The 15,323-nt window shown below is 46.0% G+C and carries 18 protein-coding genes; 4 read left to right on the top strand and 14 right to left on the bottom strand.

Annotation, left to right across the window (positions count from 1 at the left end; translation table 11 throughout):
- The first annotated feature begins 256 nt into the window (after window positions 1–256).
- Window positions 257–1,255 carry a glucokinase gene (gene glk, locus ACFODX_RS06605; RefSeq protein WP_378117320.1) on the top strand — a complete coding sequence of 333 codons (999 nt, stop codon included), beginning with the start codon at window positions 257–259 and terminating at the stop codon, window positions 1,253–1,255.
- Window positions 1,256–1,320: 65 nt separating this feature from the next.
- On the opposite strand, the gene rpoS is transcribed toward glk, so the two are convergent.
- From rpoS to ACFODX_RS06535, 14 genes are all read right to left on the bottom strand, one after another.
- Window positions 1,321–2,319, bottom strand: a complete 999-nt coding sequence (gene rpoS / locus ACFODX_RS06600) for an RNA polymerase sigma factor RpoS (protein ID WP_378117318.1) — start codon at window positions 2,317–2,319, stop codon at window positions 1,321–1,323.
- Window positions 2,320–2,458: 139 nt separating this feature from the next.
- Window positions 2,459–3,271, bottom strand: a complete 813-nt coding sequence (locus ACFODX_RS06595) for a peptidoglycan DD-metalloendopeptidase family protein (RefSeq protein ID WP_378117316.1) — start codon at window positions 3,269–3,271, stop codon at window positions 2,459–2,461.
- A 179-nt stretch (window positions 3,272–3,450) separates the two neighbouring features.
- The gene (locus tag ACFODX_RS06590) at window positions 3,451–4,125 is read right to left on the bottom strand and encodes a protein-L-isoaspartate(D-aspartate) O-methyltransferase (RefSeq protein WP_378117314.1); all 675 of its coding nucleotides are present in this window, start codon (window positions 4,123–4,125) and stop codon (window positions 3,451–3,453) included.
- Between the two features lie 84 nt (window positions 4,126–4,209).
- Complete coding sequence (gene truD / locus ACFODX_RS06585) at window positions 4,210–5,208, bottom strand: tRNA pseudouridine(13) synthase TruD (protein ID WP_378117312.1); 999 nt, start codon at window positions 5,206–5,208, stop codon at window positions 4,210–4,212.
- A 43-nt stretch (window positions 5,209–5,251) separates the two neighbouring features.
- Window positions 5,252–5,731 carry a 2-C-methyl-D-erythritol 2,4-cyclodiphosphate synthase gene (gene ispF / locus ACFODX_RS06580; RefSeq protein WP_378118113.1) on the bottom strand — a complete coding sequence of 160 codons (480 nt, stop codon included), beginning with the start codon at window positions 5,729–5,731 and terminating at the stop codon, window positions 5,252–5,254.
- Window positions 5,732–5,760: 29 nt separating this feature from the next.
- On the bottom strand, window positions 5,761–6,477 hold the full coding sequence (ispD, locus tag ACFODX_RS06575) for a 2-C-methyl-D-erythritol 4-phosphate cytidylyltransferase (protein WP_378117310.1): 717 nt from the start codon (window positions 6,475–6,477) through the stop codon (window positions 5,761–5,763).
- A gap of 46 nt (window positions 6,478–6,523) precedes the next feature.
- Window positions 6,524–6,802 (bottom strand): FtsB family cell division protein, encoded by a 279-nt coding sequence (locus ACFODX_RS06570; RefSeq protein WP_378117308.1) that lies wholly within the window; start codon window positions 6,800–6,802, stop codon window positions 6,524–6,526.
- A gap of 81 nt (window positions 6,803–6,883) precedes the next feature.
- The gene (eno, locus tag ACFODX_RS06565) at window positions 6,884–8,173 is read right to left on the bottom strand and encodes a phosphopyruvate hydratase (RefSeq protein WP_378117306.1); all 1,290 of its coding nucleotides are present in this window, start codon (window positions 8,171–8,173) and stop codon (window positions 6,884–6,886) included.
- 30 nt (window positions 8,174–8,203) lie between these two features.
- Complete coding sequence (kdsA, locus tag ACFODX_RS06560; protein WP_378117304.1) at window positions 8,204–9,055, bottom strand: 3-deoxy-8-phosphooctulonate synthase; 852 nt, start codon at window positions 9,053–9,055, stop codon at window positions 8,204–8,206.
- Window positions 9,056–9,145: 90 nt separating this feature from the next.
- Window positions 9,146–10,765 carry a CTP synthase gene (locus ACFODX_RS06555; RefSeq protein ID WP_378117302.1) on the bottom strand — a complete coding sequence of 540 codons (1,620 nt, stop codon included), beginning with the start codon at window positions 10,763–10,765 and terminating at the stop codon, window positions 9,146–9,148.
- 259 nt (window positions 10,766–11,024) lie between these two features.
- Window positions 11,025–11,498 carry a regulatory protein RecX gene (locus ACFODX_RS06550; RefSeq protein ID WP_378117300.1) on the bottom strand — a complete coding sequence of 158 codons (474 nt, stop codon included), beginning with the start codon at window positions 11,496–11,498 and terminating at the stop codon, window positions 11,025–11,027.
- Window positions 11,499–11,560: 62 nt separating this feature from the next.
- Window positions 11,561–12,127 carry a DUF4136 domain-containing protein gene (locus tag ACFODX_RS06545; protein WP_378117298.1) on the bottom strand — a complete coding sequence of 189 codons (567 nt, stop codon included), beginning with the start codon at window positions 12,125–12,127 and terminating at the stop codon, window positions 11,561–11,563.
- Between the two features lie 230 nt (window positions 12,128–12,357).
- Entirely contained in the window at window positions 12,358–13,401 is a 1,044-nt protein-coding gene (recA, locus tag ACFODX_RS06540; RefSeq protein ID WP_324259388.1) for a recombinase RecA, read from the bottom strand.
- Window positions 13,402–13,559: 158 nt separating this feature from the next.
- Window positions 13,560–14,057, bottom strand: a complete 498-nt coding sequence (locus ACFODX_RS06535) for a CinA family protein (protein WP_378117296.1) — start codon at window positions 14,055–14,057, stop codon at window positions 13,560–13,562.
- Window positions 14,058–14,253: 196 nt separating this feature from the next.
- On the opposite strand from ACFODX_RS06535, the gene ACFODX_RS06530 reads away from it, so the two are divergent.
- The 3 genes from ACFODX_RS06530 to ACFODX_RS06520 are packed head-to-tail and all read left to right on the top strand — an operon-like array spanning window position 14,254 to window position 15,302.
- Entirely contained in the window at window positions 14,254–14,793 is a 540-nt protein-coding gene (locus ACFODX_RS06530; RefSeq protein WP_378117294.1) for a hypothetical protein, read from the top strand.
- Window positions 14,794–14,805: 12 nt separating this feature from the next.
- Window positions 14,806–15,027: a helix-turn-helix domain-containing protein gene (locus ACFODX_RS06525; protein WP_378117292.1), complete on the top strand. Its 222-nt coding sequence runs from the start codon at window positions 14,806–14,808 to the stop codon at window positions 15,025–15,027.
- A 29-nt stretch (window positions 15,028–15,056) separates the two neighbouring features.
- Complete coding sequence (locus ACFODX_RS06520; protein ID WP_378117290.1) at window positions 15,057–15,302, top strand: hypothetical protein; 246 nt, start codon at window positions 15,057–15,059, stop codon at window positions 15,300–15,302.
- Window positions 15,303–15,323 lie beyond the last annotated feature (21 nt).

Genomic DNA, 15,323 nt, shown 5'->3' with positions numbered 1-15,323 from the left:
ACGAGCATAAAAAGATAAACGCTACCCATTAATGACAGCGCTGTCAACAAAACAATAAAACGCGCCACAAAAAAATGAATAAATAGCATTTAGCAAAGCACAAACCACTTGCAGACTTCATTCATTGTTGCACTGGGATTTAAAAGTGAATTTCCGCAGATTGCGTTTAATGCTATTCTCCTGCGGCTAGGTATTACTACGGTCTACACACTATCCATAACAAACTAGTCTTCTTATAAAGAAGCTGAGGAGTCGCATGAGCCTGCTACTGGTTGCCGATATCGGAGGCACAAACGGTCGTTTCGGCCTGGTTGAACACGATGCTGAAAAAAATCGCATCAATGGCAAAATTAATTACACGGCAGAACGCCAAATTACCCTCAAATGTGCCAACTATCCTGACATGGCCACAATGATTAAAGCCTGTTGCAGCGAGTTCGGCATCAATATGCCCGAATACGGCTGCCTGGCAATTGCCGGCCCTATTGAAAATGGCCAAGCATCCATGACCAATCTGAACTGGAAGTTTTCGATCGATGGCTTGCGCGATCAACTGGGCATGAAAACACTCCATGTGATCAATGATTTTGCATCTCTCGCTTATGCAGTGCCATTCCTCGAATCGAATGAGCTTGTCACCCTTTATGATTCCCATAAAACCAATGTAGATGCCCCCATAGTAGTCATGGGACCAGGCACAGGTTTTGGCATGGCAGCGCTTGTTCCCAATCAAAATAACTGGCGAATCATTCCCACAGAAGGTGGGCACGCAAGTTTTGCTCCGACTAATGAAAAAGAGTTAGATATCAAAGCTTTTTTATTAAAAGAGCAAAATCACGTTTCAGTGGAAAACATACTTTCCGGTGGCGGTTTAGTGACTCTGTATCGAGCACTAGCCCACAATCACGGCCTTGAGGCCAAACCATATACTCCCGCTGATGTAAGCAGTAAAGGAATAGCAAATGAAGATCCAATCTGTCGCGAAGCGGTCTTAACGTTTTGCGATGTTCTTGGAGAAGTTGCTGGAGACAAAGCGCTATCTCTTGGAGCCAAGGGTGGAGTTGTAATTGGGGGCGGAATTACTCCCAAGTTGGTCGACCTGCTTCCGGAATCACATTTCTTGGAGCGTTACAAAAATAAAGGCCCAATGACTAGCTATGTGAGCGATATATCAATCAAGCTGATTATTAATGATAAGGCAGCACTGGTTGGATCAGCCGCATGGCTGATTAACAATACAGACTCGCTAAAATAATTAATCAGACTGATCTAGCAAAAACGGAGCCTTGTAGGCTCCGTTTTTTTATCAATCTCAATTTATTAAGCACCAAATAATGCCGTACTATCGAGCCCCTGCTTTTCCATAATATCTCTTAGGCGCCTTAACGCCTCAACCTGAATTTGGCGTACACGCTCGCGAGTTAGCCCAATTTCATGCCCAACCTCTTCCAAAGTACTCACTTCAAAACCTCTTAAGCCGAATCGACGAGCCAAAACTTCACGCTGCTTTTCAGTTAGTTCATCTAACCAATGATCCAGGCTGGTTGTCAGATCACTGTCTTGCAGTAACGCAGCAGGATCAGATATGTGTGTATCTGCAATGGTATCGACAATAGCGCGATCAGAGGAATTGCCTATGGGCGCGTCTATTGACGTTACGCGCTCATTCAAGCTGAGCATGTGCTCTACATCAGATACGGGCTTTTCAAGCAGATTAGCAATTTCTTCGGGGGTTGGCTCATGATCCAGCTTCTGTGACAACTCGCGCGCTGCCCGCAGATAAATGTTCAATTCTTTAACGACATGAATTGGCAAACGTATAGTACGCGTTTGATTCATAATCGCACGTTCGATAGTCTGCCTAATCCACCAAGTAGCATAGGTGGAGAAACGGAAACCGCGCTCTGGATCAAATTTCTCCACTGCGCGGATGAGCCCCAAATTACCTTCTTCAATTAAATCCAACAGAGCCAAGCCACGATTAACATAACGGCGAGAAATTTTTACAACCAATCTGAGGTTACTCTCGATCATGCGTTTGCGCGCAGCTACGTCACCTTTGAGCGCTTTACGAGCAAAGTAAACCTCCTCCTCGGCACTCAATAGGGGGGAGAATCCGATCTCATTTAGATATATCTGAGTAGCATCCAGAGTTTTGTTGTATTTGTCATCGACAATACGTTCGCTGCTGTTTGATGAAGCGACTTTTGGAAGATCTTCTTCAGCCAATAAAAGATCTGAATCTTCGATATCCAAATCCTGTGCAATAAAAGCATCATCACGATCTAAAGTGAGTGAGTCATTATTGTGTAAAGTCATTTTCAGCCCCTTAATCAATTTTATTTAACCGGCTGGCTTATAGTTATAAATCACTCAGCTCGCCTTAGCTGTAGCCCTTGGGTATAAATCCTAGAGCTATTCATAAGTCCCCGTTTTAACTCATGAACGTGACATTTTTCTAACGACGCGGAAGAAACTTCATTGGGTCTACTGGCGTACCATCTCGACGAATCTCAAAATGCAGTTTAACTCTGTCTGTACCACTAGAACCCATTTCGGCAATTACCTGGCCAACTTTAACCATATCACCTTCTTTAACCCTCAATGCATGATTGTGCGCGTAAGCGCTCAAAAAGGTTTCGTTATGCTTGATGATGAGTAATTTACCGTAACCACGCAGCCCACTTCCCGAATAAACAACCCTTCCAGAAGCAGCTGCCAGCACAGGCTCTCCCAATTTGCCACCAATATCAATACCCTTATTTAAACCACTGTTACTTTGAAATGAAGACAGGAGCGGACCTGAGGTAGGCCAACGCCATTGAGGCGCCCCCGAGAAGCCGCTCGGCTGTGATTTCGGGTAAACCTTAGCTGTTTTTTTTATTTTACTGTTAGGAGTAACTCCTGATGACCGAAAAGCCTGTCTGGCTGATGGCACATGAGGATTAACTTTCGGAGATGCCAAGGATGATGAGTCATTTATCCGCACTACATCAAGCCGAATAACTTGTGAGGGGCGGATTATGTACGGAGGCTTTATATTATTATGCTTGGCCAGTACTTCGTACTTCAAACCATAACGCCAAGCGATTGAAAAAAGTGTATCTCCCGGAATTACTACATGAACAGAAGGTATTTTATTCCTGCCGTAAGACTTCTCGGAAACGGGTGCTACCGAATGGTTCGCACACCCACTCAAAAGATTAAAAGTGATCAAAAAAATGAACACATTTGCATTCAATCGTGAAAATATCAGACCGATTTTTGGCATTGGATTACTCAATAATCATGGTTATTTTTCAATCTCTCTTATGCCATTTGGGAGTTAATATTTTAAATTTATTTTAAAATTATCTAATCTTTTTATAAAAACATTTGGAAACACACTGGATTGAGCTCTATTGCTTCTTATAGAGCGAGTCATTTTCACTAAAACTTACTTTAAGATTACTATCGAGAGGTGCCAGACAAGAAGGGGACAAACTTTACTGGCTCAAGAATTTGAGTGATAAAACTATCCGAGTCGCCATCTCGGATTATTAGGTGTAAATGCTGCTCTCTTCCCCCTACCGGTATCACTAGCACACCATTAGGAGCAAGCTGCTTGAGCAACTCATCCGGAATAAGCTGGGGTGCCGCAGTACTGATAATTCCATCATATGGACCAGCCTCGGGCCAACCAAATCCGCCGTCGGCGTGACGCATCTGCACATTACGCAAGCCAATTTGCCGCAAACGGTCGCGCGCCTTATCCTGCAATGGTTTTATGCGCTCCACACTATAAACCTGCGGAACTAGTTGAGCCAAAACACTGGTTTGATAGCCCGAGCCAGTTCCAACCTCTAATACTTTTTGCAAATTACTACCCGCCGCTCCCAGGAGCACCTCTGTCATACGTGCAACTATATAAGGCTGGGATATGGTTTGCCCGTGTCCAATTGGTAATGCCGTGTCCTCGTAGGCTCGATGTGAAAGGGCTTCATCCAAAAAAATATGGCGTGGTGTATTTAAGATGACATCCAGCACTCGCAGATTTGTCACTCCTTGGTCACGCAAACGCTGAACAAGACGCTCACGGGTGCGTAGCGAGGTCATGCCTACACCTTGCATCAATAAGTCAGTCATCTTCTGTCAGCCTCCATCTCCCTGACAAGCAGGGCAGGTTAAAAACCAGTTAAACAAAGCGGGCAACTATACCATAGCGAGAATTCAATACTCACCCGCCTGTTCCAATTCGCTAAACGCACCTGAGCTGGCATTATTAAGCTGTGCCAACTCCCTAAGAATAGCGGTAGCAAACTCCCCTGCAGCCAGCGAAAATGATAGCTCGAGGTCAGCTCCAATCCAGCGCCAGCTTGTGTTTGCAGGTAACAAACGCAAAGCGCGGCGCTCCTGCGACAAACCAGCATGCTCCAGACCGTCACACCAAGCTTGCCAAGGGGCTAGGGAAACTTGCTCCTGTAACAATAGATCCTCTTTAGCCAATGAGCGCCCTCTCCCCCACAAAGGACCTGACGCTTCAGTAAGAGGCTCTCCCGTTATTAACTCCCGCCAATTTCCTGAAACAACCCGACTGGCTAGCACCTGATTAAATAAATAGGAACGCGCAGCCGATAACATCAAACCACGTTTTTGCTTATCCCTATGGCGCTTACCGCCGACCAATATAGCTTCAGCCTCAAGTAAATTATTTCCATTGATACCAAAACGCTGCTCCCCATAGTAGTTAGGGACACCTTGGGCGAGCACCACATCGATTTTTCTTCCCAGTGCGACTTGATCAGGCGTTTGCACAGCCCGTAAGCGAATAACGAAAAGGTTTTTACAATGATCACCGCGACGCAGTTTTTGATGGTGTCGCGCGCTGCGAATTACGTACAGGCTATCGCTATTTAATAACGACCAATCCGGTTCGGCACCTTTCGGCAGATACACACTAAACCATTGGGTTGTTACGGCGTGACGGTCTTTACGCCCAGCATAACCAACATCATTTGCTGCGACTTTTGCCAAATTAGCAATTTGGCCGGCAACCCATGCGGTATTTTCGCCGCGTTTCAAAACCTGCAAAAAAACATGCTCTCCCGAACCTGATGGCTCGAAGCCCAGATCCTCATCAACTTTAAAATCTTCTGGCTGGTCACGAAAAACAGCAGACGCGCTTAAATCGCCATAAGCGCGAGGAAAATCAAGTGAAAATTCAGTCAAAACAAATTCCGCAAAGAGTAAGTAAAAAATATCAAAGCCAGTGTTAATGGTTCTTTTTTTCGATCATCACAACTGCATAACAAGCAATGCCCTCTTCCCGCCCGGTAAACCCCAAGCGTTCAGTGGTAGTCGCTTTTACATTAATTTGTGAGATATCCGCATGTAGGTCTGCGGCAATTGCATCGACCATATGTGGAATATAATTAGCCATTCGCGGTGCTTGAGCCACTATAGTCATATCAGCATTCGCCAATTTCCAACCCAATTGATTTAGTTTTGCATACACAATACGCAACAAAGCACGGCTATCAATATTTCGGTACTGTATATCACTATCAGGAAAGTGCTTACCTATATCTCCCAAAGCTGCCGCACCCAATAGAGCATCACAAAGCGCATGCAAAAGTACATCGCCATCTGAATGAGCAACCAAACCATGATGATGGGGAATTACCACACCACCAATCACAATTTTATCGCCCTCACCAAAAGCGTGAACATCATAACCATGACCAATACGCATAGACATATTTAATTCCAGTTAACAAAAAATCATTTAGCAATTTCTTGTTGCAATAAAAAAGTAGCTATTGCCAAATCTTCAGGATAAGTAATCTTTAGATTAGTACTGCTGCCCTTCACCATTAATGGCTGATAGCCATATACCTCAAGTGCAGAAGCCTCATCGGTAATATTCTTACCTTCTATCAATGCCCGCTGTAGACAATCACGCAATAATGCCAGACGAAATAGTTGCGGCGTTTGTGCATGCCATAATTTACGGCGATCAGTAGTGGATACAATAATGTCATCGTTAACATTTTTTAAAGTATCGCTAACCGGTACACCAAGAATACCGCCAACAGAATGATCCGAAACTTGCTGAATCAGTTTTTCTATATCACGTCTTCTGATGCAGGGCCGAGCTGCATCATGCACCAAAACCCAATCATCGGACTTGGCAATTTCAGATAATACAACCAATGCATTCAAGACCGATCCAGCACGCTCTGCTGCACCATCGACGCGATGTATTGCAGCATGTGAAGCGATTGGCAGCTGGCACCAGCAATCATCCTCAGCGCCTATCGCGACATATATGCCTGCAATACTGGGCACGCTTAATAATTGCGTCAGGGTATGTTCAATTACTGTTTTATTCAGCAGCGTAAGATACTGCTTGGGAAGCTTGGCCCCCATGCGCGCGCCAACACCCGCTGCAGGCACCACCACCCAATAGGCAGGAGATTGTTGAATAGATACGGTCATGGATGAGATCTAAATTTGATGGAAGTTTCTAATTAGCGACAAACACTTATTGTTCTTCATCGAGGATGATAAAAAATGTTTCATCTTTTTTTATCAGGCCTATATCGTTACGCGCACGCTCTTCAATTGTATCCAAGCCGGTTTTCAGCTCTTCCACCTCAACATCTAGAATACGATTGCGCTCGCGCATACGATCGATTTCAGCTTGCTGCAGCTTAATATCTTTTTCCAAGCGGTGTGCGTGTGCAAGACTACCATCACCAATCCACAATCTATATTGCAGATAGCCCAGTAAAATTATTAGCACCAAAAGCAACCACTTCATATATAAAAATCTTGAGATTGGTAGTTTTACAATGGATTAAAAAAACAAAGGCCGAATCATCGGCCTTTGTTTTTCTGCAGATTAAGACTTGAATTCTGCACGGCCTCTGTAAGGTGCTGCTGCACCCAACTCAGCTTCAATACGCAATAAGCGGTTATATTTAGAAACACGGTCTGAACGACACAGAGAACCAGTCTTGATTTGGCCAGCCGCTGTAGCAACCGCCAGATCAGCAATAGTTGTGTCTTCAGTCTCACCTGAACGGTGCGAAATCACGGCAGTGTAACCTGCATCCTGCGCCATTTTGATGGCGTCCAGTGTTTCAGACAGCGAACCGATTTGATTGAACTTAATCAAAATAGAGTTAGCAATCTTCTTCTCAATACCTTCTTTCAAAATTTTGGTATTGGTAACAAACAGGTCATCACCGACCAGCTGAATTTTGTGACCAATTTTCTGAGTCAAATCAGCCCAGCCCGCCCAGTCGCTTTCATCTTTACCGTCTTCGATTGAGATGATCGGGTATTTAGCGGCCAAGTCAGCCAGGTAGTCAGAGAATTCGTTAGTGGTAAACACGCGGCCTTCACCAGCCAAATCGTATTTGCCATCTTTGTAGAATTCAGTAGACGCACAATCCAGTGCCAAAGTCACGTTATCACCCAGCTTGTAGCCCGCTTTTTCTACTGCTTCTGCAATTACTTTCAATGCATCTTCATTGGAAGGCAAGTTAGGTGCAAAACCACCTTCATCACCAACAGAAGTACTTAAGCCTTTATCGTGAAGGATTTTTTTCAAGTTGTGGAAAATTTCAGCACCCATACGCAGAGCTTCTGCGAAAGTCTTGGCACCCACTGGCTGAACCATAAATTCCTGAATATCAACGTTGTTATCAGCGTGCTCACCACCGTTGATGATGTTCATCATAGGCACAGGCATGGAATATTTACCTGGAGTGCCGTTTAAATCAGCGATGTGTGCATAGAGCGGAACTTTTTTAGAGATAGCAGCAGCTTTAGCATTTGCCAGTGACACAGCCAAAATGGCGTTAGCACCCAACACAGTTTTAAAGTCAGTGCCATCGGCTTCGATCATGGCGTTATCAATAGCGCGCTGATCCAATGAATCCATACCCACCACCAAATTCTTGATAGTGGTATTGATGTTATTAACAGCCTTCAAAACGCCCTTACCCATGTAACGGGATTTATCACCGTCACGCAATTCCAACGCTTCGCGCGAGCCTGTTGACGCACCTGATGGCGCAGTTGCGGAGCCAATAGAACCGTCATCCAGAATCACCTCTGCCATAACGGTAGGGTTGCCGCGGCTGTCTAGAATTTCAAAAGCTTTAATATCAACAATCTTAGTCATTCATCTTCTCCAGAGTAGATTTTCAATAAATTAGTTAATGTCGAGTGGCGGGAAATTTTTCACCACTTCATCGATTGCTTTCATCTGCTGTAAAAATGGTAAGAGTTTATTCAGTGGCAAAGCACTGGGGCCGTCGCACTTGGCTTTGTTGGGATCGGGATGAGCTTCAAGAAATAAACCCGCCAAACCAACGGCCATGCCTGCACGCGCTAACTCTGCTACTTGATGGCGGCGCCCACTTGAGGCAGCGCCCATAGGGTCGCGGCATTGTAACGAATGAGTCACATCAAAGATCACGGGCGCGTTGCCGCTAACCTCACGCATAGTGCGAAAACCGAGCATATCAACGACTAAATTGTCATAGCCAAAGTTGGTGCCGCGATCACACAAAATAATTTTGTCATTGCCGCATTCGCCGAACTTTTCAACGATGTTTTTCATTTGACCAGGGCTAAGAAATTGCGGTTTTTTGATATTAATCACCGCACCGGTTTTGGCCATAGCCACTACCAAATCGGTTTGGCGCGCCAGGAAAGCCGGCAGCTGAATAACATCACAGACTTCAGCTACTGGCTGGCACTGGTAGATCTCATGCACATCGGTAATTACGGGGACATTAAACGTCTGTTTGATTTCTTGAAAAATCTTCAGGCCTTCTTCCATACCGGGGCCGCGATAGGAATGTATGGAAGAACGATTGGCTTTATCAAACGATGCTTTGAAAACGTAAGGAATACCTAACTGATTGGTAGCCGATACGTAGGCTTCGGCTACCTGCATGGCCATATCGCGCGATTCAAGCACATTCATGCCACCGAACAGCACAAAAGGCAGGCAATTACCTACCTGCAAGCTACCAATGTTTACGATTTGTTGTGACACGTTGAATCCTTTAAGCAGAATTTATTGTTCTGTTCTCGAGCAAATACTCGGGAGCAGAACAAGAAGGGCGCAACTATTGCACCCTGGAGATTATTTCTTGTTAGCTAATGCTGCATTAACGAATGCAGAGAACAGCGGGTGTCCATCACGTGGAGTGGATGTAAATTCCGGATGGAACTGACAGGCCACAAACCAGGGATGATCGGGGATCTCCACCATTTCTACTAAAGTATCATCTGCCGACCAGCCGCCGATTTTTAGACCAGCCTTTTGTAATTGGTCGACATAATTGTTATTCACTTCATAACGATGGCGGTGACGCTCTACGATGACATCAGCACCGTATATTTCACGTGCTTTGGAGCCATTTACCAAACGGCATTCCTGTGCGCCCAAACGCATAGTTCCGCCCAGGTCAGAGGATTCATCGCGTTTTTCTACTTCGCCGTCAGAGGTAATCCATTCAGTGATCAAACCAATCACGGGGTGCGGAGAATTAGGATCGAACTCGGTAGAGTTTGCACCTTTCAAGCCCAATACATTGCGCGCGAATTCAATCACCACTGACTGCATTCCCAAACATATGCCGAGATATGGCACCTTGTTTTCGCGGGCATATTGCACAGCCATTAATTTACCTTCCACGCCGCGCTCGCCGAAACCACCGGGAACCAGAATTGCGTCCGCATCTTTAAGAATTCCCACGCCCTCATTTTCAACGCGCTCTGCGTCTATGTAGTTGATATTTACCTTAGTACTGCTGTGGATGCCCGCGTGGGTCAGGGCTTCGATTAATGATTTATAGGCATCCAACAATTCCATGTATTTGCCGACCATGGAAATAGTGACTGAGTTAACTGGTTTTAATTTACCTTCAACGACCTTATCCCACTCGCTCAAATCAGCTTCCGGGCACTGCAAGCCAAGCAGCTCAACGACGATTTGATCCAAACCAAAGCTCTGCAACAGGCGCGGGATTGAGTAGATAGTGTCGGCATCAGGAAGCGGCACTACGGCGCGCTCCGCAACGTTAGTAAACAGCGCGATTTTGCGGCGCGAATCCTCATCCACCAAACGTTCGGAACGGCACAGCAAAATATCTGGCTGTAAACCAATGGAGCGCAACTCTTTTACCGAGTGCTGGGTAGGTTTGGTTTTAGTTTCGCCGGCAGTGGCAATGTAGGGTACTAGTGTCAAATGCATCAACAAGGCGCGGGAGCCCATTTCCACTTTCAACTGACGTACAGCTTCCAGGAACGGCTGCGATTCGATATCCCCCACAGTACCGCCGATTTCTACCAGAGCAACATCTACGTCACGGCCACCTTCAAGAATACGGCGTTTGATTTCATCGGTAATGTGCGGAATAACTTGTACTGTCCCACCTAAATAATCACCACGACGCTCTTTACGCAATACGGTTTCGTATACACGACCGGTCGTAAAGTTATTGCGGCGCGTCATTTTGGTACGGATAAAGCGCTCGTAATGGCCTAGATCCAAGTCAGTTTCAGCGCCATCCTCGGTGACAAATACCTCACCATGCTGGAAAGGGCTCATGGTGCCGGGGTCTACGTTAATGTAGGGGTCCAGTTTCATGATGGTGACCTTAAGGCCACGAGCTTCAAGAATAGCCGCCAAAGAAGCTGAAGCTATGCCTTTGCCCAATGAAGAAACAACACCACCTGTTACGAATATATAGCGCGTCATGTAAAACCTGATTAACTGTGAAAATGCGGAGCGGAAAAGGAGATAAATGCCAATAACAGCACTCTTTGCGAGGCATGGGGATTTATCGTTCAGGACGGGGCGCCAGAGTAACAGAAACCCCCTTTCGGCTCAACGAAAAGCTCGGATCAGTCCAAGTTACAAAATTCGCTCAACTCCGGAACTTATGTAAAAACAGGGGCTATCCAATCAGATTCAGAACCGCTTGACACCAAGAACACGAACATCGGCTCAAGATGCCTTAAGAATAATCATCCACATCTGCCACAAAGGCTCGCTGTATGTGGCGACTAGAAAACCCCCTCGCCTGCAAAAAGCGCATTTGTTTGGCACGCTCACGCTGGTCACTGGGCAGGATATGACCAAAACGTTTGGTTCGTGCGGTACGCGCGAGTTCATTCCAGCAGGGATCAACCTCATCAAGACACTGGTTAATCAGCTCGCCCGCAACGCCGCGCTCACGCAATTCAAGGCGAATTAGCTGACTCCCCTTCCCCTGTCGCTGGCGCATGGCAATAAATGCCAAGGCAAAACGCTGATCGCATTGCAACCCCTCTGCAGCCAGTTGGGCAACAACAGAGTCAATTAGCTCCGGCCAAGTAGAATACTTTCGCGCTAACTTTTCCTTGAGCTCTTGTGCCGAGTGCTCACGCATGGCCAGGTAATTCATGGCAGCCAAACGCAACTCCGAGATTTTAGGTGCATCAGTTTCCATATATTAACTCAACAACAATAAAAATGGCCGCATAAGCGGCCATTGCTCTACTACAGACAGGGTTATTTAATCGGTGGGAATTGGGACAACACTTCTACCACGGCTTTACTCAATACTTCGCGCTGTTGTTGCGGCGCCATGCTGCGACTCAAGCGTTTCTCCGACACACCTCTCCAGATGGGCTTGTCAGTTTTTCCATCCACTATATCGATGATCAAACTACCCTGATTGTAAACCCGCAGACCGGTGTTAGTACCCAGGAAATAAGGACGTGGATAACGATAGCCTACACCGTAATAACCAAATCCATAGATGTCGTTGTAACTGCGTGGATCGATCTTTTCTTCCACGACCACATGATAACTAACGATAAAATCTGGCTTGGAGTTTTCAGCACCAGCCTGATAGCGCTTGGCCAATTCTGATTCCAATGCGGAATGAATGTGACTCAAGGTAAAGGGGGATATAAGAATATCCTCTTTAGAGTCCTGCTTGGTTTCAGCAACACTAAAGGTTTTTAGCGAAGCAAAATCGAAACCGGCTTGGTGATCGGTTTCAACATAGGGCTGGGAACTACAACCCACCAATAAAGTAATACCGAGCACTAAACACCAACGTATTAATTGCATAAATAACCCCCCTTGTTCTTGTCAGGCCAAGCAGCCTAAATCTCGGTTTATATCACTTGTACGCAGCTTATCCGCAATGAGACAACTCGCTTCAAGCTTATCCGTGTTGAGCTTAATAGAAACAAAATAATGCTTAAAGCTTCAATATAAGATCTATCCCCCAACCCATAGACAACAAAAACCCCCATGACATTCCTGCCAATGGGGGTTTGAGTACAGATTATTACAATTTACATTTCAACGTCATCTGTCATTTCTGCACCGCCTGCACTTAGCGATAGCGCCGAGGTGGCCAGCAGTTCAGTGCGCACACGTTGTTCGAGCTCTTGGGCAATCACTGGATTTTCCTGCAAAAACTTCATCACGTTGTTTTTGCCCTGGCCGATTTTGTTGCCTTGATAACTATACCAGGCACCGGCTTTATCGATCATGCCCAATTTGACACCATAATCGATTACCTCACCCAAGCGGTTAATACCTGAACCGTAAAGAATTTGGAATTCGGCTTGTTTAAACGGTGGAGCCACCTTGTTTTTAACCACTTTAACGCGGGTTTCAGAGCCGATAACCTCTTCACCTTCTTTAACGGCACCAATACGACGAATATCAAGGCGCACCGAAGCGTAAAACTTCAACGCGTTACCACCAGTAGTAGTTTCCGGGTTGCCGAACATAACGCCAATTTTCATACGGATCTGGTTAATAAAAATCACCAGACAGTTAGCGTTTTTGATATTACCGGTAATTTTACGCAGCGCTTGTGACATCAAACGCGCTTGCAAACCTACGTGGTGATCACCCATTTCACCTTCAATTTCGGCACGAGGTGTGAGTGCAGCCACGGAGTCAACGATTAATACATCTACCGCACCGGAACGCACCAGCATGTCGGTAACTTCAAGGGCCTGTTCACCGGTGTCAGGCTGGGAGACGATCAGATCTTCTACGTTTACGCCGAGTTTGGCAGCATAAATAGGGTCAAGCGCATGTTCGGCATCGATGAAGGCACAAGTGCCACCCTGACGCTGTGCTTCAGCAATTACTTGCAAGGTCAGCGTGGTTTTACCAGAAGATTCAGGCCCGTAGATTTCAATGATACGGCCTTTAGGCAAACCACCAATTCCCAAGGCAACATCCAGCCCCAAAGAACCTGTTGAAATAGCGGGTATGGCGACCTGCTCTTTGTCGCCCATACGCATCACAGTGCCTTTACCAAATTGACGCTCGATTTGACTTAATGCCGCCTGCAACGCCTTTTCTTTATTCGCATCCATCTGACACCTCAACCTGACTATAGAAATAGTGAAAAAATAAAACTGTTTGTAGGATTTTTTGTATCACCCTGCGAGTGCGCCGATTGGTTGGGCTACCGCTGACTGACTATGGAGATAGCATACAGGAAAAACCTGTATACGCAAACAGTACTAGTAATTTATACAGTATTTTTCCGGCAGATAGCCAAAGCCCCCTGCAGAGCGTAGATAACCGCGCCACACTGTACTTCTGCCCGGTCACCATCAATATGCTGGACGGCCGTATTCAGATCACCATTGGCGGTCGCCCAGGCAAACCAAACAGTACCTACCGGTTTACCCGGCGTGGCGCCTCCAGGGCCAGCAATACCACTGATGGCAACAGCCAAATCAGCGCCGGACAGCGCCAGCGCACCCAGCGCCATTTCAGCTACCACTGCTTCACTGACAGCACCTTCCGTATCAAGGGTTTCTGTTTTGACACCTAGAAGTTTTTGTTTGGCTGTATTGGCATAAGTGACCACCCCATATTCAAACCAGGCAGAACTGCCGGCGATGGCGGTTATGGCGGCCGCAACACCGCCGCCAGTACAGGATTCAGCCGTGGCGATGCGCCAACCTTTGCGACTGAGCTCATCACCAAGGGATTGCGCAAGCGCCGCCAAGGGATTATTCATCGTTGCACCCCAAAATACATTTATGGCTCACCAGAACCGATAAACCCCACCAAAACACAGAGCGAAGATCAGTATATCGGCCTAATAAGCAAAAGCAAAACAACAAATATTTATCGTTTTTCGATAAATATTTGTTGTTAATTATGTTTTAGCTGGTATTCTCTTCTCAACCCTGCCACCACCCAAGGATTTTTCCATGAATATTCAGCAGCACGAACGAATTGTACGGATTAAAAAATTAAGCCGGGGCTTGTACCTGGCATTAACCGGCACCGAGTATTTACTCTGGCTGGTTTGGCCGCTGGCACTGGCGTGGTTATGGCTGGGCACCAAAGGCACCATCACCCTGCTTGAGCACTCAATGGATGCGGCGAGTTTAGGTTTTTTGCAGCGCTGCCTGATCGTCGCGGTTATTTCTGTACTGCTATTGCTGCTGATAAAAGTCGCGCGGCATTTGCGCCAATTGATGCTGCACTTTGCCGAGGGCGATATTTTTAACCGCCAGGCCATAGGTCACGCACGCAAAGCGTTGCATCACGCACTGGGGATCTACGGTATTTACCTGCTCAGCTCGCTCACCATGGCGCTCTATATTTTTATCACCCATCAGTCTTTTGATTTTTCACTTAACGGGAATTTTATTCTGGGGCTTATTATTTTTGGCTCTATGTACATCCTTTTGTGGGCGCTGGAAATTGGCTGCGACCTTAACGAAGAATCCGAGCTGACGATTTAAGGAATTGCCGCCATGCCTATTATTGTTAATTTGGATGTTGTACTCGCCCAACGCAAAATGCGGTTGAATACCCTGGCAGAATTGGTGGATATAACACCGCAAAATCTCTCCGTACTCAAAACCGGCAAAGCCAAAGCCATACGCTTTGATACGCTGGAAAAAATTTGCGCCGTACTGGAATGTCAACCCGGCGACATACTGGCCTTTAGCAGCGATCCTTCACCCGACTCCTGACGATTTTTATTTTTTAACAGGGTATTTCAATGAACTGGTTGAACCATATTAAACCCGCGCTGCACTACATCATTTTGTGCGCAATTATTCTGTTGGGATTAGTTTCCTGTAAAAACCTAACGGAAATGACGGGCATTCAAATAATCTACGTGGACAATCGCCATGTTGAAAATTATGTAAATAAACAAACGCATCCTGACTACACACTGGTGTTTGAAAGCGATAACAGAACTGTATCCAAGGCGGATAACAAGTACTGCAACAACTACCAGTGAGTGTCAATTTCGCATCTTATT

Source organism: Cellvibrio fontiphilus (genome assembly GCF_042646205.1).
In the GTDB taxonomy this organism is placed as follows: domain Bacteria; phylum Pseudomonadota; class Gammaproteobacteria; order Pseudomonadales; family Cellvibrionaceae; genus Cellvibrio; species Cellvibrio fontiphilus_A.
Note: the sequence above shows the minus strand (reverse complement) of the source record. Positions and strands in the feature narration are given on the sequence as shown.